The sequence below is a fragment of the Faecalibacterium sp. Marseille-P9590 genome (assembly GCF_017377665.1).
Classification (GTDB): domain Bacteria; phylum Bacillota; class Clostridia; order Oscillospirales; family Ruminococcaceae; genus Faecalibacterium.
Window position 1 is genome coordinate 263,314 of sequence record NZ_JAFREF010000001.1, and the last position, 21,689, is coordinate 285,002.

The window sequence follows — 21,689 nt, forward strand, 5'->3', positions numbered from 1 at the left end:
CAGCGTCAGCGCCTGAGGAAATACCGGACGCTCTCCGGGGGCCGCGCACGCCGCGCGGCATCTTGCGTATCGTTTGCTGCGCTCAAAGTCCGCCGAAGCGGCGGGAGCGCCGGTTGAACTCCATGATGGCGGCATCGAGGTCATCACGGGTGAAATCAGGCCACAGAACGTCCATCTCCACCAGCTCCGAGTAGGCTGCCTGCCAGAGCATGAAGTTGGAGAGCCGCTTTTCTCCGCTGGGGCGAAGGATGAAGTCGGGGTCTTTCTGGCCGGCGGTGTACATTTGGGCCGAAAGAGCCTCTTCCGTGATGTCCTCGGGCTTCATCTCGCCCGCAGCCACCTTGGCCGCAAGACTCTGGGCCGCCCGGACGATCTCCGGCCGTCCACCGTAGTTGACGGCGATGTTGACGGTCAGACCGGTCTTGGAAGCCGAGTCGGTCTCCAGCTCGTTCATCAGCTTTTGCAGCTTGGGGTCCAGCGCAGTGCGGTCGCCCATGAAGCAGATGCGGATGTTCCGGTTCTTGTAGTCAAAGCCCTTGATGAGGTACTCGCCGAACAGCCGCATGATAGCACCCACTTCTTCGGCGGGACGCTTCCAGTTTTCGGTCGAGAATGCGTAGAAATACACCGACTCCACACCCAGCTCATCGCAGTAGTTCGCAATGTCCTGAAAGACCTGTGCGCCCTTTTTGTGGCCGGCGGTGCGGGGCAGGCCGCGGCTCTTGGCCCAGCGGCCATTGCCGTCCATGATGATGCCGATGGACAGCCCCTTCGCAAAATCCTTTGGATGTTCCATGATCTTATTCCTCTATTTTCAGTCTGGCAAAAAGTGCCGCGCACCTTCTTTCAGCGCACGGCACCTCCCTGCTTGCAGTCAGAATCAGACGGACATGATCTCCGTCTGCTTTTCTTCCACAGCAGCGTCGATATTCTTCACGTACTTGTCGGTCAGCTTCTGGACGTCCTCTTCCATGGTCTTCTGGGTGTCCTCGGTCAGTTCGCCAGCCTTCTTCATTGCCTTGGCCTTGTCCATAGCGTCGCGGCGGACATTGCGGACTGCCACCTTTGCCTCCTCGCCCATCTTGGAGACTTCCTTGGCCAGCTGCTTGCGGCGCTCCTCGGTAGGAGCCGGGAAGTTCAGACGGATGGTCTGGCCGTCATCAATGGGGTTGATGCCCACATCGCTGGCCAGGATGGCCTTGCTGATGGCGCGCAGCAGAGTGCGGTCCCACGGGGTGATGGTCAGGGTGCGGGCCTCGCTGACAGCCACAGAAGCCACCTGCTGGATGGGCGTGGGCGAACCATAGTAATCCACGGTCACCTTGTCCAGAACGCCGGGGTTGGCACGGCCTGCGCGCACGGTCTTCAGCTCACGCTCCAGATGCTCGACTGCGCTCTTCATCTTGTCTTCGAATGCCTTGGTGTTGCTGCTCATTGTCCTTGTCTCCTGTTTGTTATCAATTCTCACCAGCCGCGAAAAGGCGCCTGGCATATTCTATTGTCGGAAGCGGGGCGATATGCTCAGCCCTCGTAGACCAGCGTACCCACGTTCTCACCCTGCACAGCGCGGGCGATGTTGTCGGGGTCGGCCAGGTCGAACACGAGAATGGGGAGCTTGTTGTCCCGGCAGAGGGTGGCGGCAGTGCCGTCCATAACAGCCAGACGGTCTTCCAGCACCTTAGTAAAGGTAAGGGTCTCGTACTTCTTGGCATCGGGGTACTTATGGGGGTCCTTGTCATAGACGCCGTCCACCATCGTGGCCTTGAACATGATGTCTGCACTCACCTCAACGGCGCGCAGAGCAGTGGTCGTATCGGTGGAGAAGAAGGGGTTGCCCGTACCGCCGCCGAAGATGGCGATCTTGCCCTCTTCCATTGCGTGGAGAGCTTCCTTGCGGGTGAAGGCCGGGGCCACCTGCGGCATGGTGATGGAGGTGAACACCTCGGTCGGCACACCCAGCTGCTCCAGCTTGTCGGAGACAGCCAGGGCGTTCATCACCGTTGCCAGCATACCGATCTTATCGGCCAGCGTACGCTCCATCTTGCCGCTGGAACGGCCGCGCCAGAAGTTGCCGCCGCCCACAACGATGCCGATCTGAACGCCCAGCTCATGGGCCTTCTTTACGCCTCCACAGATCGCGTCCATGGTCGGCTCGTCGAAGCCGGTCCCCTTTTCGCCGCCGAGGGCCTCACCGCTGATCTTCAGAAGGATACGCTGATATTTCAATGCCATAATAACATACACCACCTGTATCAGATTTGGCCGCGCTGTGCGCCGCCGATTTTATCTCTTATCTATTTTACAATAAAACTGCTCCAAAGTAAACAGGCAAACGCCAGCTCATCGGCAAAGGTTTCTTCTCCTTCTGCACTTTGGGCAAAAAAAGCTGGACATTTGCCGCGAATCATGCTATAATACTGCTTGTATCCCGGCAAAATAGAATATGCGGGCATCGTACATCGGCTAGTATATCAGCCTTCCAAGCTGAGGAGGTGGGTTCGATTCCCATTGCCCGCTCCACAAAAAACCGCCTAGATTCGTCAGAATCCAGGCGGTTTTCTTGCTTCATTACCTCATTTCTTTTCCATACCATATAATAATGCCCCCTTCGAAAAAATTTTGAAGGAGGCATTATTAGACTATACAGCTCTCACCGCACTCTCTTTTTCATCCTTGCCATAAATGCATCCGCCTCGATGGCCTCAGGGGTGAAGCTGTTGTTCTTCCACCATGCGGCCAGTGCTGCACCGACGGTGAAGCCGGTGGAGATCATCTGCTCGAGCTGGGCGTTGTCGATGGGCAGTACAGACTTGCCCGCTGCGCTGAGCAGCTGATTTGTCAGGGCGAGGCCCAGCGCTACGGTACGGGTCAGAGTACCGGTGGAGACGGTGCGGTTGGTAGGGTTGGTAATGATATGTGCGTTCATAGCTTAATTCCTTTCTCTTGTATGTTCGTTTGCTTCTAAATCGACGATGCGGTGGTTTGCCACCTTCATCTGCTCTTCCAGCACGGGGACGCGCTGGGCGAAGTTGTTGTGCGCCCGCACCTCGCGGGTCAACTCCTCAAGCTTGGTGTCTGTGACAGCCTGACTGCGGCTGTTGGCGATGAGTACGCCGATGAGAGTCACGGCCCCGGTGATAAGCGCTGCGAGAACATTCTCCATCGGTCTCACCCCTTCCATCTGGACTTATTCGTCCGGGTGTCGATATGCACCCAGCCGGTCTTGCGGGCGGGATGCTTTGCATCCTTCGGGTACCGTCCGATGCCGCCTCGCCCGGGAAGCAAGGTCTCCGCATAGGCGGCGACTGTCGCTACCGGCACACCTTCGACGTAGAAGTCTGCCGCCCGGCCCAGCAGGTGCTGGCTGCTCTTGCTGCCGCCCACGGCGGCATTGTGTTCGGCGGTGCGGTAGCCGCTGGTGATATGTACCGGTTTGCCGAAGTGCTCCCGGATGCACTGCAGAAGCACCACCAGCTCGTCGTCGATAAGGACAACGTCGCTGCCCTTGCAGGCGAACTCGCGGACGCGGAAGCTGGGCGAGAGCTGCCGGGTGGAGTCGCGGGTCATGGAATATTCTCTGATTGCCAATTTCTTCATCCTTTCTTTTTGCTTTGTTGATTGACATTGTATCGCATATGTGCTACATTGTATTCAGAAGGAGCGTGATACTATGGCACAGACCACTGTCAGCATCCGTATGGATAATGATTTGAAAAACAATTTCGACCACATCTGCAATGAACTTGGGATGTCCATGTCCACTGCTGTCACCATGTTGGCCAAGAAGATGACCCGTGAACAGCGCCTGCCTTTCGAGCTTTCGGTGGACCCGTTCTACTCTGAGCAGAACCAGGCTCGTCTGCGTAAGTCCATCGCGGAGATGGAAGCGACCGGCGGCACCATCCACGAGGTCGATTTGGATGATTAAGGCGTGGACAGAGGAAGCATGGGAAGATTTTGAATACTGGACAACGCAGGACCGCAAGGTGCTCAAGCGCATCCTGCAGCTCCTGAAGGACATTGACCGAAACAGTTATGAAGGCATCGGCAAGCCCGAGCGCCTCAGCGGAGACTTGTCCAGCTATTGGAGCCGCCGTATCGACGATGCAAACCGTATCGTTTACCGAATTGATGGAAATGTAGTCAAAATCGTCCAGTGCGGTTCCCACTACAGAGATAAATAATTTTCATTTCCGGAGCAGCCACTCATTCGAGCGGCTGCTTTTTGTTTAGTACTTCTTCCCGCAGATCTCCTCGAAATCCGCCTTCGAGATAATGCCCTTGCGGACATACACCCGCAGCATCGCCTCAGAGATGCGGCCCTGCGTCCAGCGCTCGGTCAGTTTTTCCTTGTTGCTCATAACTTCGTTCTCCTTTCTCATTCTGCGTCTGGCAGGCTCAGCGCCACCATGTCTTCCAGAGCGTCCGCAATGCGGGTCTGGTCGGAGACGCCGGCGTCTGCCATGGGCGGGTTATCCTCGAACGCCTCGATGGCGGCCAGATAGTCCTCGTCAGTGGTGCAGGCACTGAAATCGCAGCCCGCCTTGCGGTAACGCTCCACCTCGTCGTCGAAGACCAGCGCGACGCTGCCGTTGATGATGCCGCCGCCCACGATCATCTTGGTGTAGCGGCCCCACTGGTAACGATCCAGCCACTGCTCAGCGGTAAGCTTCTCGCCCACCGGGGTGATGACGTCCGATTTGTTGTCGTAAATTTTGTATCGTGCCATTTTGATTTCTCCTTTCATTACGCCGAATAGACATCGACGACATCCTGATATTTGTCTATCGTGCTACTGATTTTTGAGATACCGCCTGCGAACAGCGCATAATCTCCAATTACAGCAGATGCAAGGCCATGCCGTCCGACACTCAAGTCTGGCATAGTCGTCTTGGTTAACGCGGTGTTGTATGCATCCACCGTCGCCACATAGGCTGCATCGCTGTTGCCTTTATAGCCACCTGCAAACATTGCGTATTCGCCCACTGTGGCCGAGGCCAGGGCGGTCTTTGCGCTGCTCAATTCGACGGCAGTGCTTCGGGTCAGCGAGGCGTCGTACGATTCTACTGTGGAGAGGTATTTTCCCGTAGTGCTGTTGTATCCTCCTGCAAAAAGAAGATGATTCCCGATGGTTGCGGCGGAATGGACTGCTCTGGGGCAACTCAAGGGCGCGGCCTTACTGGACGTAAGAGACGAATCATATGCGCGCACTATCTCCATAGCCCCAATGGCTTCAACAAGAGTCGAATCCGAGTTCATGCTGCTGCCGCCGCTAAACACTGCATAACCTCCGACTGTGCCTCCTGCACAGGCGTATACATTACTGGGCAGCGGAGTTGCAGTCGTCCGGGTGAGAGACGTGTTGTATGCATCTACGGCGGACTGCGAGATTGCAAATAAGCCATTATGCCTTCTGCCGCCAGCAAAAAGCGCATAGGAACCTACAACTGCTGCGGCGCTGTCATATCGGTCAATACTCAGCTCTGTAGCGGTCGTCCGGGTAAGAGATGCATCGTAGACATCCACCGTACCAAAGGACGTGTCTTCGCTTCGTCCACCGACGAATAGTGCGTGATTCCCCAGCGTTATCGCCGTCAATCCTTGCCTTGCCACGCTCAAAGAAGCTGCGGTCGTCCGGGTGAGAGATGCGTTGTATGCGTCCATTATGGCCTCGCCTTTTCGGGCGTCGCTATCATAACCGCCGCCTCCGAACAGGGCATATCCGCCAACTGTCGTTCCGGCAAGGAAGATTCTGTATTTACTCAGCGGTGTCGCAGTTCCAAATTTGTCAGCCTCTGCACTATAGCACAGCCTCGCCTTGCCTCCGACACCGATGTACATCTTCTTGACCTTGCGGGCCTTACCGCCGATGCCGATGTAGGCTTTCTTCATCTTGCGGGCTTTGCTGCCAACGCCCACATAAACTGCTTTTGCCATATCCGGCCTCCTTTACACGTACACGATGAGCACCTTGTTGGTGGTCAATGCGCTTCCCGCCCCCGGGTCGGTGGTCTGGGCGGCGAAAGTCAGGCCATTGACCGAGTTGGCCGTGCCGCCCGCACTCGAAGACCCGGCATAGTTGTGGGTGTGGGAACTGTTGGCTTTGCCGTTGAGTTTGGTATTCATCTCGCTTTCGGTGTAATACCGGTCATCATGGGTGTGGTTTGCGTTCGCCTTCCCATTCAGCTTGGTGTTCATCTCACTCTCGGTGTAATACCGGTCATCGTGGGTGTGGCTGGACGCCGCCTTGCCGTCCACGAGGCCTTTCAGCACCTTGCCCTGATTTGCGCTCAGACTCTGGTCGGTGGCCGTGCTGGTCAGGTTGTCCTGCACCCCGCGCCAGGTGTTGGTGTCCGTGAACTTTGCATCCGCAGGCACACTCTTGCCCAGCGTGTAGGTCATAGCGACCGGCACACCATCCTTGAAGTATACTCCCTGCGTAGCAGAACCCGCGTTCTTGTTCAGTTTGTTGGCTGAGTTTGCCACACCGCCCGCGCTGGACGAACCAGCGTAGTTGTGGGTATGGCTGGCGGCAGCTTTACCCGCCAGCGCGTCGCCGGTGGCTTTGGCATCGGCCGCCGCGCCGGAGACTTTGAGGGTGGAATCCACCTTCGTTTCTTTGCCCGCCGGGCCTGTCTCGCCTTTCGGTCCCTGAGGGCCGGTCGCGCCTACAGGACCCTGTGGACCGGTGTCGCCTTTGTCGCCCTTCGGACCCTGCGGGCCAGTCTCGCCCTTTGGACCTTGTGGACCTGTTGCACCAGTGGGGCCTGTCGGGCCGACGTCGCCTTTTTCGCCTTTAGGCCCCTGAGGTCCGGCATTTCCCTGCGGACCTCTCGCGCCTGTATCACCCTTTTCGCCCTTGAAATCTCCCGCAGCGATGCCATCCTGAAGCTCTTTCAGTTTTTTCGCCGCCGCTGCAGCACTACCGGCCGCTGCGCTTTTTTCACTTTCGGCCTGTTTCATCGACTTCCGGGCCTGTTCGGCACTTTTCCGGGCGTCTGCACCGACTTCTTCCACCCGGCCCACCAGCTGCTGCCACGCAGGCGTACCCAGCGGCGGCATAGTACCGTCTTCGGTGCCGGAATTTGCCGCCACGCGGTAACGCATATCGGCGCTGGTGATGGTCCGGGTGCCGTCGGAGCCTTCGAAGGTGATGCGGCCCTCGCCGGACACAGCCGTGACGAAGGCAGGCACCTCCACCACACCGTTCTCTACCAGTGATGCAGGCGGGTCACCCTCCGGCGTATGCCAGAACACCCGGAGCTTCATCCCCTTCCACTCGTCGGCGGCAGCCACCCTCAGCCGATAGACGCCGCAGTTCTTGTTGTAGCCAAACCGCAGCATATCCTCATAACCCGGTGCTTTTACCGCGCCGGACGATGCAAGAGAAAGCTTGTATTCTATCATTGAGACCTCCTTTTTCGGCAGTCATTTCCTGTGCGGAGGCTTCTGCCGATACCATCCGCACGCAGACAAAAACTTCGAGCCGTTTCCAGCACAGATGCCGGCCTCTGCGCCCATGAAACAACTTTATTTCGTCATCTCTGCCTTTTCTTGTGCCATATGGTAGCATTTTGCACATTCAAAGTCAACGATTCTCATGAAATAGTCGGAAACTTGTGCAAAAGCGCACAAAAAACTGTATTTTCCTCTTTTGGACGCAAAAAAAGAACCGACCCAAGCCGTGTGAGGATACACGAACTCGGGTCGGTTTTCCATCATTTTATTTCAGAACGATGTTTTCGGAGCAGCTATGCCGCCGGGATGTTTGCCTCATCTGTCCCACTTGTCACAGAGAGCGTTGATCTGGTCGGCGAACTTGGCGAGGTCCTTGTTGGCACCGCCCTCGTTGTGCTCGATGACTCGCAGCAAACGCTTGCCGGCATTGAGCAGGCGCTGGAAGACGGTAGCTGCACGGGCTGCACCCTCGCTGACGTGGTGCTCGATGCGGATACGGGTGCCTTCCTTCAGGCAGACTGCGCCCTCGGCACCGATGGCCCACTGCTCACCATTATAAGGTGCGCAGGCGTTGAAGCCCTGCTCAGTGAGGGTCTGGGCAAAGATGTTCTCCACCTCATCCTCGCCGTGGATGATGAACACCCGCTTGGGCTTCGGCTCAAAGGAGTTGACCCACTTCAGCAGGCCCTCCCTGTCGGCGTGGCCCGAAAGGCCGGTGAGCTGGCAGATCTCCGCCTGCACCTCGATGGATTCGCCGAAGAGCTTCACGTTGTCCGCACCCTCCAGCAGAGAGCGGCCCAGCGTGTTCACGGCCTGATAGCCCACAAAGAGGACAGTGCATTCCTTCCTCCAGAGGTTATGCTTGAGGTGGTGGCGGATACGGCCCGCTTCGCACATGCCGCTGGCCGAGATGATGACCTTCGGCACAGGGTCAGTGTTGATGGCACGGGACTCATCGCTGGTGACGCTGACCTTCAGGCCCGGGAACTGGATGGGGTCGATGCCCTTTGCCAGCAGGGCGTTGGTCTCTTCATCAAAGCAGGAGGAGTCGGTGTCCTTGAAGATACGGGTGGCCTCGATGGCCAGCGGGCTGTCGATGTACACCGGGAAACAGCCGTGGCCGGTGACCAGATTCTTTTCCTTTATCTCGCGGATGAAGTAGAGCAGTTCCTGAGTGCGGCCCACTGCAAAGCTCGGGATGACCACATTGCCGCCGCGATCGAAGGTGCGCTGCAGGATCTTCGCCAGCTCTGCCACATAGTCGGGCCGCGGGCCGTGGCTGCGGTCACCGTAGGTGGACTCCATAAAGACATAATCTGCGTCTTTCAGATACGTGGGGTCTTTGATGATAGGCTGGTCGTGGTTGCCGATGTCGCCGGAGAAGACCAGCTTTGTGGTCGCGCCGTTCTCCGTCACCCATATCTCGATGCTGGACGAGCCCAGCAGATGGCCCACATCCACAAAGCGGATGACGATGCCGGGCGCAAGCTCGATCTCTTTATTGTAATCATAGCCCCGGAACAGCGCGATGGCTGCCTCGGCGTCCTGAATGGTGTACATGGGTTCCACAGGCTCTGCACCGGAGCGCTGGCCTTTGCGGTTCTTCCACTCGGCTTCGAATTCCTGGATGTGCGCCGAGTCGCGCAGCATGATACTGCACAGTTCTGCCGTGGGCCTGGTGGCATAGATCCTGCCCCGGAAGCCGTTGCGCACCAGAAGAGGCAGAAGGCCCGTGTGGTCGATATGGGCATGGGTGGCCAGCACGCCGTCGATCTCGCCCGGCGCAACGGGGATGGGTTGGTTCTCATAGACATCCTTGCCCTGTTCCATACCACAATCGATGAGGTAGCGCTGTCCCGCCGCTTCCAAGAGGGTACAGCTGCCGGTCACTTCGTGGTTGGCACCCAAAAACGTCAGTTTCATAGACACACCTCCAACGAGATTATCCAACTTTGGTACATTAAGTATATCACGTTTCGCGCTGTAATGCCGCCCAAATCGATAGCCGATTCTCGGGCAAAACGCCGAATCCATCAAAAAATTTTTATACAATCTTGACAAACCACCCCCGGATGATATAAACTTAAATCGTATGACGTAACTTCTACTGAGATTCAAAATAGAGAGGTTGTATTTTATGGTTCGTAACGATTTGCGCAATGTCGCTATCATCGCTCACGTTGACCACGGCAAGACCACGCTGGTGGACGCCCTGCTGCGCCAGAGCGGCGCTTTCCGCGACAATCAGGCTGTGGCAGAGCGTGTCATGGACAGCGGTGACATCGAGCGTGAGCGCGGCATCACCATTCTGGCCAAGAACTGCTCCTGCACCTACAAGGGCGTCAAGATCAATATCGTCGATACCCCGGGCCACGCCGACTTCGGCGGCGAGGTCGAGCGCGTGCTGAAGATGGTCAACGGCGTTCTGCTGCTGGTGGACGCTGCTGAGGGCTGCATGCCCCAGACCCGTTTCGTGCTGCAGAAGGCTCTGCAGCAGAATCTGAGCCTTGTTGTCGCCATCAACAAGATCGACCGTCCCGATGCCCGCATCAAGGAAGTCATCGACGAGGTCCTCTACCTGCTGATGGATCTGGGTGCTACCGACGAGCAGCTGGACTGCCCCATGCTGTTCTGCTGTGGCCGTGATGGCACTGCAAGCCTTGACCCCGATGTACCCGGCACTGACCTGGTCCCCCTGTTCGACACCCTGCTGAGCACCATCAAGCCGCCCGAGGGCGACCCCGAGGCTCCCTTCCAGATGCTGGTGTCCTCTGTGGACTACAACGAGTTCGTTGGCCGCATCGGCATCGGCCGCATCCAGAACGGCGTCGCCAAGGTGGGCGAGGAAGTGGTCGTGTGCGACTGGCACAACCCCGACCTCAAGATGCGCGGCCGTCTGACCAAGCTGTATGACTTCCAGGCCAATGGCCGTCAGCCCTGCGACAACATCACCGCAGGCGACATCGTGGCTTTCTCTGGTCTGCCCGACGTCACCATCGGCAACACCCTGTGCAGCCCCTCCAATATCGAGCCGCTGCCCTTCGTGAAGATCAACGACCCCACCGTCGAGATGACCTTCTCCGTCAACGACAGCCCGCTGGCCGGCCGTGAGGGCAAGTATGTCACCAGCCGCCAGATCCGTGACCGTCTGCAGAAAGAGCTGCTGAAGGACGTCGCTCTGAAGGTGGAGGATTCCGCCACCACCGATTCCTTCCGTGTCATGGGCCGTGGTGAGATGCATCTGTCCATCCTCATCGAGACCATGCGCCGCGAAGGCTATGAGCTGCAGGTCTCTCCCCCGCACGTTCTGACCAAGGTCATCGACGGCAAGACCTACGAGCCTATGGAGCACGTCGTCATCGACGTCCCCACTCAGTATCAGGGTGCTGTCATGACCGGTCTGGGCCAGCGCAAAGCCATCCTGCAGCAGATGGAGTCTCTGGGTTCCGACCGTGTGCGTCTGGAGTTCCGTATGCCCAGCCGCGGCCTGTTCGGCTACCGCAACCAGTTCCTGACCGATACCCACGGCGAAGGCATCATCAACCAGATCTTCGACGGCTATGACGTCTGGGCTGGCATGATCGCCAACCGCTCCACCGGTTCTCTGGTCAGCTTTGAGACCGGCGAGGCCGTCACCTACGGCCTGTTCAACGCTCAGCAGCGCGGCACTCTGCTGGTGGGCGCCGGCGAGAAGGTCTACGAGGGCATGGTCATCGGCTACACCGCTTCCGGCGAGGACGTCGATGTCAACGTCTGCAAGACCAAGCACCTGACCAATACCCGTGCTTCCGGCTCTGACGACGCTCTGCGCCTCATCCCCATCAGCAAGCTGAGCCTCGAGGGCTGCCTCGAGTTCCTTGCTCAGGACGAGCTGCTGGAGGTCACTCCCGAGAACCTGCGCATCCGCAAGCAGATCCTCAACCACGAGCAGCGCATGAAGGCCAAGAGCAAGATGAAGTAAGCCTTCCTCATAAAATGCAAAATGTCCCGTCCTCCGTATCACTGGTACAGGGGGCGGGATTTTTGCTGCAAAAAAGCATCCGTGATGTTTCTCTCCCCCTCCCGGGGCAGGGCATCACGGATGCTTTTGTTCTTTTTGGTTTTGCGCTCAGCCTGCGTAGGCACTGCCGGGTGTCCATGCATTATCGGCAGAATACTTGGCGTGGTTGCGCAGGTAAGTGACCCACGCGCCGTAGCCGTTGCCCGCCGAGAAGTGGACGCCGTCTGGCGCAGCCAGCACCTCTTTCAGGTTACCCTCGCCGTCGGCCAGCGTCTCCCACAAATCGAGGTAGACACAGCCCTTATCTGCGGCCAGCAGGGCCAGCTGCTCGTTCACCGAGCGGATGATGTCCGAGGCAAGGCCCGGCTTTTCCGCTGCGGCCTCGGGGCGGACGGGCGGGATGGACTCAACATAGATGACGCAGTCCTCCCCCAGCGTCTGGCGCAGCACATCCAGCATCTGGCCGTAGTAAGCGAGGAAGCGGTCTGCCGCACCCACGGTGGTCAGGGTGTTGGTACCCAGAAGGATATACAGCTTCTTGGGCTGAGCAGCGGCCAGCACGTCCAGCGCGATTTCCTCGCCCCGCACACTGCTCTTGACGGCGCTGCGGTTGACGATGGCGTCCGGACCGACGCCGGTGTAGCCGCAGATGAGTGCTCCGCCGAGGTTGATCTTATAGTCGGAGAAGCCCACCGTCAGGCTGTCACCGAGAAAGGCGGCATCGGAGAAGTAGCTCAAATCGACCTGGCCGCTGGCGGGCTGGCGGATGACGCTGCTGTCGTAGGCTTTGACGCTGTAGGCTCCCGCCGTCTGACGGGCCGGGCCGAACTGCTCGAGGGTCACGGCGGGCGTGCCGTCTGCCGCTGCGTTCTCCTCGCCGCTGACGGCGCTGTCGGTGGTGCTGTCCGCCGCGCCCTGCATGGGCAGCGGGGCCAGAATGTTCTGCGCCGTGCCGTTGGCCGTCACGGTGGGCAGCTCTTCGGGCTGTGCCTGTCCATGCTCGAGGATGGCCGTGATGGCGAAGCTCACCAGCAGGATGCCGGCCACGGCCCCCGCAAACCGGATGACTCCGCCGGGACCGCCTCTGCGGCTCCTGCCCGTGCTATGATAATCGTGTGAAATGCCCATAAAGGTGTTCCCGCTTTCGTTTGGTTCTGCTCTTAGTCTGCCCGGGCGTCGGCGGGTTATCCCCGCTTTCCGGCCCGGCAGAGCTGTGCAGCACCTATTTTATCATAATTTTTTTGCCTCTGCAACCAATTAGGGCTTGCATACAACAGGCAAAACAGTTACAATAGAAGAAGAGCAGGTTTTTGCACACATTTCTCGAAGTGCTTGCACGACCTGCCAGAATTTTTGTGCGAGTTGCAGTCATCGATTGTTGGTTGTTCCCACGTCTGTACACTGTGCAGGGTGTACGGACCGCGAAATGGGGACAGCGCGGAGCGGTGCTGCGGCGCACAGGAAGTCCAATTTATCGGTAAATGGTACAAGGAGGTTCTCATGGCCAAGAATGTCATCATCGGCCAGAGCGGCGGTCCTACCGCCGTCATCAATTCCAGTCTCGCAGGCGTCTATAAAGCCGCCTGCAGTCTGGGCGCAGACAAGGTCTACGGCATGAAATACGGCATCGAGGGACTGCTGAAAGAGGAACTCGTGGAGCTGAACGTCCTGCTGGACGACCGGCTCAGCATCGAGCTGCTCAAGCGCACGCCGTCCAGCTATCTGGGCAGCTGTCGCTACAAGCTCCCCGAGCCGGAGGCGGACTCCACGCCCTACGTCAAGCTGTTCACCCTGTTTGACAAGTACGACATCTGCGCGGTGTTCTACATCGGCGGCAACGACTCGATGGACACCATCGCCAAGCTCAGCCGCTACGGCGCACAGGTAGGCAGTGCGGTGCGTTTTATCGGTGTACCCAAGACCATCGATAATGACCTCTGCCTCACCGACCACACCCCCGGCTACGGCTCTGCGGCCAAGTACATCGCCACCATCCTCAAGGAAGTCATCCGTGACTCCTCCGTCTACGACATCCGCAGCGTGACTGTGGCCGAGATCATGGGCCGTCACGCCGGATGGCTGGCCGGTGCGGCCTGCCTCGCAGGCGGCGACGACAGCGACGGCCCCGACCTCATCCTTCTGCCGGAAGTCCCCTTTGACCAGGACAAGTTCCTCGCCAGAGTGGATGAGCTGCAGCGGGTGAAGTCCAACGTCATCATCGCGGCCAGCGAGGGTGTCAAGACCGCCGACGGCACCTATCTGTGCGACCTCGTGTCCACGGCAGGCCAGCTGGACGCCTTCGGCCACAAAGCCATCCTCAGCGGCACCAGCCGCTATCTGTCCGACCTCATCCACGACAAGCTGAACTGCAAGAGCCGCGCCATCGAGTTCTCGACACTGCAGCGCTGCGCCAGCCATCTGGCCAGCCGCACCGATGTCAGCGAGGCCTACGCCGTGGGCGGCGCAGCGGCAGCCGCAGCCTTTGCCGGTGAGACGGGCAAAATGATCGCGCTCAAGCGCGTTTCCGAGTATCCTTACCAGTGCATCACCGAAGCGGTGGACGTCCAGCAGGTGGCAAACCTCGAAAAGAAGGTGCCGCTGGACTGGATCACCCCCGACGGGATGCAGGTGACGGCGGCGTTCGAGGAATACGCCCGCCCGCTCATCCTCGACGAGGTCACCCCTGTCTACGTCAACGGTACACCCCGCCACATCTGCCTGTAAGGAAACTCGCTTCTCCCCTTCCCCGCGTCTGTTTTCGTGCTCCTGCACGATTTTATAAAGCCGAAACAGAAAAACAAAAAAGGAGAAATCATCATGGGTAAAAATGCAATCGTTGGCCAATCCGGCGGCCCCACCTCTGTCATCAACGCAAGTCTGGCTGGTGTGTTCGAGAGCTGCAAGAGCCGCGGCGCGGGCATCGTCTACGGTATGTGCAACGGCGTCGCCGGTCTGCTGGAGGAGCGGGTCGTGGACCTGTCCACCCTGCTGACCGATGACCTCGACATCGAGCTGCTCAAGCGCACCCCCTCCAGCTTCCTCGGCAGCTGCCGCTACAAGCTGCCCGACTGGCACACCGACGAGGCCGTGTACAAGAAGCTCTTCGCCATCCTCGAAAAGCTGGACATCGGCTACTTCTTCTACATCGGCGGCAACGACTCGATGGACACCATCGGCAAGCTGGCTGAGTACGGCGAGTGCATCCAGAGCGACATCCGCTTCATGGGCGTGCCTAAGACCATCGACAACGATCTGATGGTCACCGACCACACCCCCGGCTACGGCTCTGCGGCCAAGTACATCGGCGTGGTGATGAAGGAGATCATCCGCGACGCCACTGTCTATGGCACCAAGTACGTCACCGTCGTCGAGATCATGGGCCGCAACGCCGGCTGGCTGACCGCCGCCGCCGCACTGGCCAAGAGCGACGACTGCGAGGGCGTGGACATGATCTGCCTGCCCGAAGTCCCCTTCAATGTGGAGCACTTCATCGAGAAGGTGCGCGTGATGCAGGAGAAGAAGCCCAGCATCGTCATCGCGGTGTCTGAGGGCGTCAAGCTCGAGGATGGCCGCTATGTCTGTGAGCTGGCCGACGATGTCCACGCAGTGGACGCTTTCGGCCACAAGGCCCTGACCGGCACCGCCCGCTATCTGGCCAACGTCGTAGCCCGCAATCTGGACACCAAGACCCGCTGCATTGAGCTTTCCACCCTGCAGCGCTGCGCCGGCCACCTGACCAGCCGCACCGACATCACCGAGGCCTATCAGGTCGGCGGTGCTGCTGTCAAGGCTGCGTTTGAGGGCGTCACCGGCCAGATGGTGGCCCTGAAGCGCATCTCCAACAGCCCCTATCAGTGTACCACTGAGCTGCACCCCATCAGCGAGGTCGCAAATCTCGAGAAGAAGGTGCCGCTGAGCTGGATGAACGAGAATCATACCCAGATGACCGAAGATTTCCTCGCTTACGCACGGCCCCTCATCCAGGCTGAGCTGACCCCGCTCTACATCGCCGGTCTGCCTCACCACATCTACATGAAGCCCCAGAAGTAAGCGTTCTGTTTCGCAAACGTACCTCCGCGCCCCTGCACCCTGTGTGCAGGGGCGCATTTTTGTACGGAAAAAGCTTTGATTTCACTTGTATTTTACCCGAAACCGTATTATAATACTATCTGCGTCGCTCGCTGTTGAGCGGCGCGTTTTTTCGTGAGTACCATCTGATATTTGAGGAGGCAGAGCATTTTCATGGCACAGAATACCCGGACAGGCGATCTGACCAGCGGCCCCATGCTGCAAAAGATCATCCTGTTTTCCCTGCCGCTGGCTGCATCCAGCATCCTGCAGCTGCTGTTCAACGCAGCCGATGTCGTCGTCGTAGGACGCTTTGCGGGCAGCACGGCGCTGGCCGCTGTCGGCTCCAACGGTGCGCTCATCAACCTGCTGGTCAACCTGTTCGTGGGCCTGTCGCTGGGCGCGAACGTCGTTGCGGCCCGCTGCTTCGGCGCGAAGGATGATGAGGGCGTCCACAACACCGTCCAGACCTCCGTGGCGCTGGGCCTCGTCAGCGGCTTCTTGCTGGCCGTGGTGGGCTTTTTCGCCGCCCGCGTCCTGCTGGAGCTGATGAGCTGCCCGGAAGACGTCATCGGCCTGTCCACCCTCTACCTCAAGATATACTTCATCGGTATGCCCATGACCATGCTGTACAACTTCAGCTCGGCCCTCCTGCGCGCCGTGGGCGACACCAGGCGGCCTCTGTTCTGTCTGGCCGTGGCAGGCGTCATCAATGTGGTGCTGAACCTCGTGTTCGTCATCCTCTTCTCCATGAGCGTGGCGGGCGTCGCTCTGGCCACCATCATCAGCCAGACCGTCTCCGCCTGCATGGTCACGGCCCTGCTCGTGAAGGAGAAAGGCCCGCTCCACCTCGACCTCGGCCATCTGGGCTTCCATGCGGGGGTTCTGGGCCAGATTTTGCGCATCGGCCTGCCTGCCGGTCTGCAGAGCACCGTGTTCAGCCTCTCCAACGTCGTCATCCAGTCGGCGGTCAACTCCTTCGGCTCCATCGTCGTGGCCGGCAACTCTGCCGCTTCCAACCTCGAGGGCTTCGTCTATACCGCCATGAACGCTTTCGCCCAGGCTGCTGTCACCTTCACGAGCCAGAACATGGGCGCCCGCCGGTACGACAACCTGGACCGCGTCATGCGCAACTGCCTGCTCTGCTCCATCGTCACCGGCCTCGTGCTGGGCGGCGGTGCTTCCCTGCTGGGCGAACAGCTGCTCCACTTCTACTCCTCCGATGAGGTCGTGGTGACCGCCGGTCTGGCCCGTATGCACATCATCTGCACCACCTATCTGCTCTGCGGCGGCATGGATGTTCTGGCCAGCTGCCTGCGCGGCCGGGGCTACTCCGTCCTGCCGATGGTGGTCAGCCTCGTTGGCAGCTGCCTGCTCCGCCTCGTCTGGATCGCCACCATCTTCCGGCTGTTCCACACCACCACGATGCTTTACCTCAGCTACCCCGTCAGCTGGATTCTCACTACACTGGTGCATCTGGCCTGCCTGCTGGTGGTACGGCATAAGATGAACGAGAACCTTAAAGCTGCTGCACAGCGGTAAGCAGGCTCTTTGTCAGAGCGATACGATCGCAGTGCAAGAGCTGTTTGGCAGCGTCCTTGCCCTCTCAGGCGCTCCGCGCCAGCTCTCCCAGAGGGAGAGCCTTTGGCAGGCCGGTCAACTCTGAGCTGGCCGCCGGAAGCCTGATATAACGCAAAAAATAGTGCCCTGCTACAGAGGGCAGCAGCTACGGAACCATGTTCCTTGTCAAGCTGCTGCTAGCCTTGGTAGCAGGGCACTACTGTTTGCGATACAAATTAAGCTTTACTCGTCCAGCATGGGCTTGACCGACACGCCAGTGCCTCTCCCTTCGGGAGCAACGGCGACGACCGCCGCCAGCGGCGGAAACAGGGAGGAGCTGTTGGGGCAGCGGCCAGCAAGGATGCGAGCGGCAGAGAAGCAGACGCTGGGAGCCGCAACCCGGGCAGTGTCACCGAAGGTGGCGGAGAGGGGCCTTCGCCAGCAGATACCGGTCATACCCGCCGTACATCTCCCGGCGGCAGACGATCTCAAAGCCGCTGGCCAGAGCGTTGTTCAGGCTGTACTGATTTTCCGGGCTGACGGTGGCCCCGATGCCCACGATGCCCGGACGGAGCAGGGTAAGCGCCACTTCCAGCAGCTTCCGCTGCAGACCGTTGCCCCGGTAGTCGGGGTGGACGATGGCGCTGTCGGCGTTGGCCCAGCCGTCCCACTCTTCTCGCGGGATGCCCATAAAGGCGGCATAGTTGTGCGCGTCCTGCCCGCAGTACCGCAGGATGAAGTAGGCCCCCAGCCGCCCGCCGTCCCACCCGCCGATGCACAGATCCTCTTTCAGGTAGCGGGCGATGTTTTCCAGCGTGTCGGGTACGAACTGCTCCGGGTGAGGCATCGCGGCCCGCACCTCGTTCTGCAAGGCGTAAAAGGCGGCGGCATCCTCCGGCCCGGCAGCGCGCAGGGTCATGGTGCGGCTTGCGGGCCGGCCGCACACTTTGTGCAGAAGAATTTCCATTCTTGCTCTATCCCTCCAAAATAAAATCATACTTTCCGGCTGATTCCAGTATAAATGCCGTTTGAATCATTGTCAATTTATGCTATAATATTTGCAGGAAAAGCTTTTGTGCTCAGGCACAGCTTTTTCGGAAGTCCAGGCAGGGCCGCCCTGCCCGTGTACCGGAGGAAACGAACCATGAGAGATTCCAGCTTATCCCCTTCCAGCCGCCTGGGTGGTGCTGTCATCAGCGACCGCATCGTCAGCGCTCTGCTAGAGGAACTGCGCACAGGCCGCTATGCACAGACTGACCGTCTGCCCGCCGAGGTAGACCTTGCCGCCGAACTCGGCGTCAGCCGCACCGTCATCCGCGATGCGCTGAGCGAGATGGAGCGTGCGGGTTACATCGAGCGGGTGCGCGGCATCGGCACAGTGGTCAACCGAAGTGTCCTGAACCTGCGCAGCCGGTTGGACCAGAAGCTGGAGTATTACCCGCTCATCCGCAGCTTTGGCAGCTACCCCCACGCCGACGGCATCCAGATCTACCCCGTCCGCGCAGGCGAAGAGCTGGCCCGTGATTTGGCCATCGAGCCCGGCGACGATGTCATCTGCATCAAGAAGCGCATCCTCGCCGACACCACCCCCGTCATCTACTCCATCGACTACCTGCCCCGCGCCCTGTTTGGGAACCGGGACTACACCCGCATCGACCTGTCGGGTGACATATTCGATGTTCTGGAGCGGGAGTGCCGCCAGCAGGTGGCCTCCAATGTGGCCCATCTCAAGGCCAGCTGCGGCGACGAGCCCATCCGGGCCGCCATGCGTCTGGCCCCGGGCGAGGCCATGCTTCTGCTGGATGAGATATGCTACAACCGGCTCTGCCATCCCGTCATGCGTTCGTTGAGCTACTACACGAACTTCTTCGACTTCTCGATTCTTCGAAAGCTTCTTTGACGGAGGGAAACAAAAGAATATGCGTCATCTAATCGATCCGTTGGATTTCAGTCAGCAGGAGATCACCTCTCTGCTGGACCTGGCCGACCGCATCTGCGCCGACCCGGCTGCCTATCAGGACGTGGCCGCCCACAAAAAGCTGGCTACTCTGTTCTACGAGCCGTCCACCCGTACCCGTCTTTCGTTTGAGGCCGCGATGCTGAACCTCGGCGGACATGTCCTCGGCTTCCCGAGCGAGACCGTCTCCAGTGCATCCAAGGGCGAGAGCGTGGCCGACACCATCCGCGTCGTCTCCTGCTACGCCGACATCGTGGCCATGCGCCACCCCAAGGAGGGCGCACCGCTGCGGGCCAGCCGGTACTCCCGCATCCCTGTCATCAACGCAGGCGACGGCGGTCACCAGCACCCGACCCAGACCATGACCGACCTGATGACCATCCGCCGCCGCAAGGGCCGTCTGAACGACCTGACCATCGGCCTGTGCGGCGACCTCAAGTTTGGCCGCACCGTCCACTCCCTCATCAAGACCATGGCGCGCTGTGAGAACATCCGCTTCGTCCTCATCAGCCCCGAGGAGCTGCGGGTGCCGGACTACATCATCACCGACGTGCTCGAGGCCAACCACATTCCCTACAAGGAGACCCGCAGCCTCGAGGAGTCCATGCCCGAGCTGGACATCCTCTACATGACCCGCGTCCAGAAGGAGCGTTTCTTCAACGAGGAAGACTATGTCCGTCTGAAGAACAGCTATATCCTCACCAAAGAGAAGATGGCCCTTGCCAAGCCTGACATGGCCGTGCTCCATCCCCTGCCCCGCGTCAATGAGATCACGCTGGACGTGGACGACGACCCCCGCGCCGCCTACTTTGAGCAGGTGCAGAACGCCGTCTACATCCGCATGGCGCTGATCATGACGCTGCTGGGCCTCAAGGACCCCAAGGCTGAAAAGGAGGGCAACTGAGATGTTGAACATTGATGAAATTCAGAACGGTATCGTCATCGACCATATCAAGGCAGGCACGGCCATCGGCCTGATGGACCTGCTGGGCATCAAGGGCAACCGCACCTCCAGCGTGGCCCTCATCCAGAACGCCCGCAGCCACAAGGCAGAGTCGGGCCGGAAGGACATCATCAAGGTGGAGGGCGACGCATCCTGGCTCAACCTCGACGTGCTGGCCTATCTCGACCCTGACATCAGCGTGACCGTCATCGAGAACGGCAAGGCTGTCAAGAAGGAAAAGCCCCAGCCCCCCAAGCGTCTGGTCAACATCGTGCGGTGCAAGAACCCCCGCTGCATCTCCTCCATCGAGGAAGAGTGCGACCAGATCTTCGAGCTGAGCTCCAACGGCAAGTATCGCTGCATCTACTGCGAGCAGGAGCTGCAGGTCAAGCCGGAATAATATAGATAAACGATAAAAGCCGCCTGTCATTCAACGAACGACAGGCGGCTTTGCTTTTGATTCTCAGACTTTCCGGCGCAGCAGGCTCATAGGCGGCAGCTCCGGGGTGGGGATGGTATAGCGCTCCATCGCGTGGGGCGTGGACTCCACCAGCTCACCGGCCTCATTCTTTATCCACTCGGGGTTCAGCGGGATGCTGCGGCCATCCGGGCAGAGCACTTCCAGCGTGTCGCCGAGGCTCCACTTGCCCCGCTGCTGGCAGCTGGCGACGCCGTTCTCCCAGCCGTCCACCGTACCGACAAACTCCCACTCGCGGATGTAAGTAGCGCTGTCGGTAGCCTGACGGGCCTGCTCCCGGCCAAAGTAGAAGCCGGGCGAATAGTGGCGGTGACTGGTGCGGGTCAGCTCAGCCAAAACCTCTTCCGGCAGCTCGAAGTTCTCGTTCATCGGGTCGGCCAGATACTGGTCGAGGGCGCGGCGGTAGGCCGCCGTCACGCTGGCGACGTAGTAGAAAGTCTTGGCGCGGCCCTCGATTTTGAGGCTGTCCACGCCCGCGTTGCAGATGAGGTCGAGAAAGGGCGCGGTACACATATCGTTGGCGTTGAGGATGTAGCTGCCGTTCTCGTTCTCGCCGATCTCATAGAGCTGCCCCGGGCGGGTCTCCTCGCTGAGATAGTACTTCCAGCGGCAGGGCTGGGCGCACTGGCCGCGGTTTGCGTCGCGGCCTGCCATGTAGTTGGAGAGCAGGCAGCGGCCCGAGACGCTCATGCACATGGCGCCGTGGACGAAAGCCTCAATTTCCAGCTCCGGCGGGGTCTTGTCGCGGAGGGTGGCGATGTCCTGCAGGGTCATCTCCCGGGCCAGCACCACCCGCTTCGCGCCCATATTGTAGGCGGCGCGGGCAGCGGCCCAGTTGGTGATGCCGGTCTGGGTGGACATATGGACGTCGATGTCGGGCGCGAACGTCTTGCAGGCGTCCAACACGCCGAGGTCGGCCACGATGAAGGCGTCCACACCGGCGGCGGCAGCGTCCTTGATGGCCTGGGGCAGACGGTCAGCCTCCTCGTTGGTGGGCAGGGTGTTCATGGTCAGGTAGACCTTGCGGCCCCGGGCGTGGGCATAGATGACGCCCTCGCTCAGTTGCTCCGGGGTGAAGTTGGTGGGTGCAGAGCGCATCCCGAACTCAGGCAGAGCGCAGTAAACGGCGTCCGCGCCGTAGTTGATGGCATACCGCAGGCGCTCGAGATCGCCTGCCGGGGCCAGAAGTTCCGGTATCTGTAACATGGTATTCCTCTCTAGCCCT

The 21,689-nt window shown here is 59.6% G+C and carries 24 protein-coding genes and 1 tRNA gene; 10 read left to right on the plus strand and 15 right to left on the minus strand.

Annotation, left to right across the window (positions count from 1 at the left end):
* Positions 1 to 82 precede the first annotated feature (82 nt).
* The 3 genes from uppS to pyrH form a co-directional block, all read right to left on the minus strand.
* Positions 83 to 796 carry a polyprenyl diphosphate synthase gene (gene uppS / locus J3349_RS01305; RefSeq protein ID WP_158394634.1) on the minus strand — a complete coding sequence of 238 codons (714 nt, stop codon included), beginning with the start codon at positions 794 to 796 and terminating at the stop codon, positions 83 to 85.
* An 84-nt stretch (positions 797 to 880) separates the two neighbouring features.
* Positions 881 to 1,435 (minus strand): ribosome recycling factor, encoded by a 555-nt coding sequence (gene frr, locus J3349_RS01310; protein WP_207676184.1) that lies wholly within the window; start codon positions 1,433 to 1,435, stop codon positions 881 to 883.
* A gap of 86 nt (positions 1,436 to 1,521) precedes the next feature.
* Positions 1,522 to 2,232, minus strand: coding sequence for a UMP kinase (gene pyrH / locus J3349_RS01315; RefSeq protein WP_158394635.1), 711 nt, complete (start codon positions 2,230 to 2,232; stop codon positions 1,522 to 1,524).
* A 213-nt stretch (positions 2,233 to 2,445) separates the two neighbouring features.
* On the opposite strand from pyrH, the gene J3349_RS01320 reads away from it, so the two are divergent.
* Positions 2,446 to 2,520 (plus strand) — tRNA-Gly (locus tag J3349_RS01320).
* A gap of 130 nt (positions 2,521 to 2,650) precedes the next feature.
* On the opposite strand, the gene J3349_RS01325 is transcribed toward J3349_RS01320, so the two are convergent.
* The 3 genes from J3349_RS01325 to J3349_RS01335 are packed head-to-tail and all read right to left on the minus strand — an operon-like array spanning position 2,651 to position 3,588.
* Positions 2,651 to 2,926: a phage holin gene (locus J3349_RS01325; protein ID WP_207676186.1), complete on the minus strand. Its 276-nt coding sequence runs from the start codon at positions 2,924 to 2,926 to the stop codon at positions 2,651 to 2,653.
* A gap of 3 nt (positions 2,927 to 2,929) precedes the next feature.
* Complete coding sequence (locus J3349_RS01330; RefSeq protein WP_207676187.1) at positions 2,930 to 3,163, minus strand: hypothetical protein; 234 nt, start codon at positions 3,161 to 3,163, stop codon at positions 2,930 to 2,932.
* A gap of 5 nt (positions 3,164 to 3,168) precedes the next feature.
* Complete coding sequence (locus J3349_RS01335; RefSeq protein ID WP_207676367.1) at positions 3,169 to 3,588, minus strand: D-Ala-D-Ala carboxypeptidase family metallohydrolase; 420 nt, start codon at positions 3,586 to 3,588, stop codon at positions 3,169 to 3,171.
* Between the two features lie 82 nt (positions 3,589 to 3,670).
* Here J3349_RS01335 and J3349_RS01340 point away from each other — a divergent pair, with 82 nt between their 5' ends.
* Together J3349_RS01340 and J3349_RS01345 are read left to right on the plus strand one after the other, a co-directional pair.
* Positions 3,671 to 3,928: a type II toxin-antitoxin system RelB/DinJ family antitoxin gene (locus J3349_RS01340; RefSeq protein WP_207676188.1), complete on the plus strand. Its 258-nt coding sequence runs from the start codon at positions 3,671 to 3,673 to the stop codon at positions 3,926 to 3,928.
* Positions 3,921 to 4,184, plus strand: coding sequence for a Txe/YoeB family addiction module toxin (locus J3349_RS01345; RefSeq protein WP_207676189.1), 264 nt, complete (start codon positions 3,921 to 3,923; stop codon positions 4,182 to 4,184). The genes J3349_RS01340 and J3349_RS01345 overlap by 8 nt, the downstream gene beginning before the upstream one ends.
* 45 nt (positions 4,185 to 4,229) lie before the next feature.
* On the opposite strand, the gene J3349_RS01350 is transcribed toward J3349_RS01345, so the two are convergent.
* The 5 genes from J3349_RS01350 to J3349_RS01370 all read right to left on the minus strand — a co-directional run bounded on the left by J3349_RS01350 (position 4,230) and on the right by J3349_RS01370 (position 9,381).
* Positions 4,230 to 4,361: an XkdX family protein gene (locus J3349_RS01350; protein WP_207676190.1), complete on the minus strand. Its 132-nt coding sequence runs from the start codon at positions 4,359 to 4,361 to the stop codon at positions 4,230 to 4,232.
* 17 nt (positions 4,362 to 4,378) lie between these two features.
* Positions 4,379 to 4,729, minus strand: coding sequence for a hypothetical protein (locus J3349_RS01355; RefSeq protein ID WP_207676191.1), 351 nt, complete (start codon positions 4,727 to 4,729; stop codon positions 4,379 to 4,381).
* A gap of 17 nt (positions 4,730 to 4,746) precedes the next feature.
* Complete coding sequence (locus J3349_RS01360) at positions 4,747 to 5,937, minus strand: kelch repeat-containing protein (RefSeq protein WP_207676192.1); 1,191 nt, start codon at positions 5,935 to 5,937, stop codon at positions 4,747 to 4,749.
* A 12-nt stretch (positions 5,938 to 5,949) separates the two neighbouring features.
* On the minus strand, positions 5,950 to 7,407 hold the full coding sequence (locus J3349_RS14135; protein WP_278251782.1) for a hypothetical protein: 1,458 nt from the start codon (positions 7,405 to 7,407) through the stop codon (positions 5,950 to 5,952).
* A gap of 366 nt (positions 7,408 to 7,773) precedes the next feature.
* Positions 7,774 to 9,381, minus strand: coding sequence for an MBL fold metallo-hydrolase (locus tag J3349_RS01370; RefSeq protein ID WP_207676193.1), 1,608 nt, complete (start codon positions 9,379 to 9,381; stop codon positions 7,774 to 7,776).
* 214 nt (positions 9,382 to 9,595) lie between these two features.
* Here J3349_RS01370 and typA point away from each other — a divergent pair, with 214 nt between their 5' ends.
* The gene (typA, locus tag J3349_RS01375) at positions 9,596 to 11,419 is read left to right on the plus strand and encodes a translational GTPase TypA (RefSeq protein ID WP_158401701.1); all 1,824 of its coding nucleotides are present in this window, start codon (positions 9,596 to 9,598) and stop codon (positions 11,417 to 11,419) included.
* A 147-nt stretch (positions 11,420 to 11,566) separates the two neighbouring features.
* Here the strand turns inward: typA and J3349_RS01380 are convergent, their stop codons facing one another.
* The gene (locus J3349_RS01380; protein ID WP_207676194.1) at positions 11,567 to 12,586 is read right to left on the minus strand and encodes a GDSL-type esterase/lipase family protein; all 1,020 of its coding nucleotides are present in this window, start codon (positions 12,584 to 12,586) and stop codon (positions 11,567 to 11,569) included.
* Between the two features lie 372 nt (positions 12,587 to 12,958).
* Between J3349_RS01380 and J3349_RS01385 the strand changes: the two genes are divergently transcribed.
* The 3 genes from J3349_RS01385 to J3349_RS01395 all read left to right on the plus strand — a co-directional run bounded on the left by J3349_RS01385 (position 12,959) and on the right by J3349_RS01395 (position 17,068).
* On the plus strand, positions 12,959 to 14,182 hold the full coding sequence (locus J3349_RS01385; RefSeq protein ID WP_158394645.1) for a 6-phosphofructokinase: 1,224 nt from the start codon (positions 12,959 to 12,961) through the stop codon (positions 14,180 to 14,182).
* Positions 14,183 to 14,275: 93 nt separating this feature from the next.
* Entirely contained in the window at positions 14,276 to 15,508 is a 1,233-nt protein-coding gene (locus tag J3349_RS01390) for a 6-phosphofructokinase (RefSeq protein ID WP_207676195.1), read from the plus strand.
* Between the two features lie 192 nt (positions 15,509 to 15,700).
* Positions 15,701 to 17,068 (plus strand): MATE family efflux transporter, encoded by a 1,368-nt coding sequence (locus J3349_RS01395; protein WP_207676196.1) that lies wholly within the window; start codon positions 15,701 to 15,703, stop codon positions 17,066 to 17,068.
* Positions 17,069 to 17,329: 261 nt separating this feature from the next.
* On the opposite strand, the gene J3349_RS01400 is transcribed toward J3349_RS01395, so the two are convergent.
* On the minus strand, positions 17,330 to 17,542 hold the full coding sequence (locus tag J3349_RS01400) for a hypothetical protein (RefSeq protein ID WP_207676197.1): 213 nt from the start codon (positions 17,540 to 17,542) through the stop codon (positions 17,330 to 17,332).
* Positions 17,496 to 18,053 (minus strand): GNAT family N-acetyltransferase, encoded by a 558-nt coding sequence (locus J3349_RS01405; RefSeq protein WP_207676198.1) that lies wholly within the window; start codon positions 18,051 to 18,053, stop codon positions 17,496 to 17,498. Before J3349_RS01405 ends, J3349_RS01400 begins: the two co-directional genes overlap by 47 nt.
* 177 nt (positions 18,054 to 18,230) lie before the next feature.
* Here J3349_RS01405 and J3349_RS01410 point away from each other — a divergent pair, with 177 nt between their 5' ends.
* From J3349_RS01410 to J3349_RS01420, 3 genes are read left to right on the plus strand one after another with little or no spacing between them, the layout of a single operon-like run.
* Positions 18,231 to 18,986 carry a GntR family transcriptional regulator gene (locus tag J3349_RS01410; RefSeq protein WP_158394648.1) on the plus strand — a complete coding sequence of 252 codons (756 nt, stop codon included), beginning with the start codon at positions 18,231 to 18,233 and terminating at the stop codon, positions 18,984 to 18,986.
* Between the two features lie 19 nt (positions 18,987 to 19,005).
* On the plus strand, positions 19,006 to 19,947 hold the full coding sequence (pyrB, locus tag J3349_RS01415; RefSeq protein ID WP_015563910.1) for an aspartate carbamoyltransferase: 942 nt from the start codon (positions 19,006 to 19,008) through the stop codon (positions 19,945 to 19,947).
* Between the two features lies 1 nt (position 19,948).
* Positions 19,949 to 20,386: an aspartate carbamoyltransferase regulatory subunit gene (locus J3349_RS01420; protein WP_015563909.1), complete on the plus strand. Its 438-nt coding sequence runs from the start codon at positions 19,949 to 19,951 to the stop codon at positions 20,384 to 20,386.
* Between the two features lie 63 nt (positions 20,387 to 20,449).
* Here J3349_RS01420 and J3349_RS01425 read toward each other — a convergent pair whose 3' ends face one another.
* Positions 20,450 to 21,670: a U32 family peptidase gene (locus J3349_RS01425; RefSeq protein WP_207676199.1), complete on the minus strand. Its 1,221-nt coding sequence runs from the start codon at positions 21,668 to 21,670 to the stop codon at positions 20,450 to 20,452.
* Positions 21,671 to 21,689 lie beyond the last annotated feature (19 nt).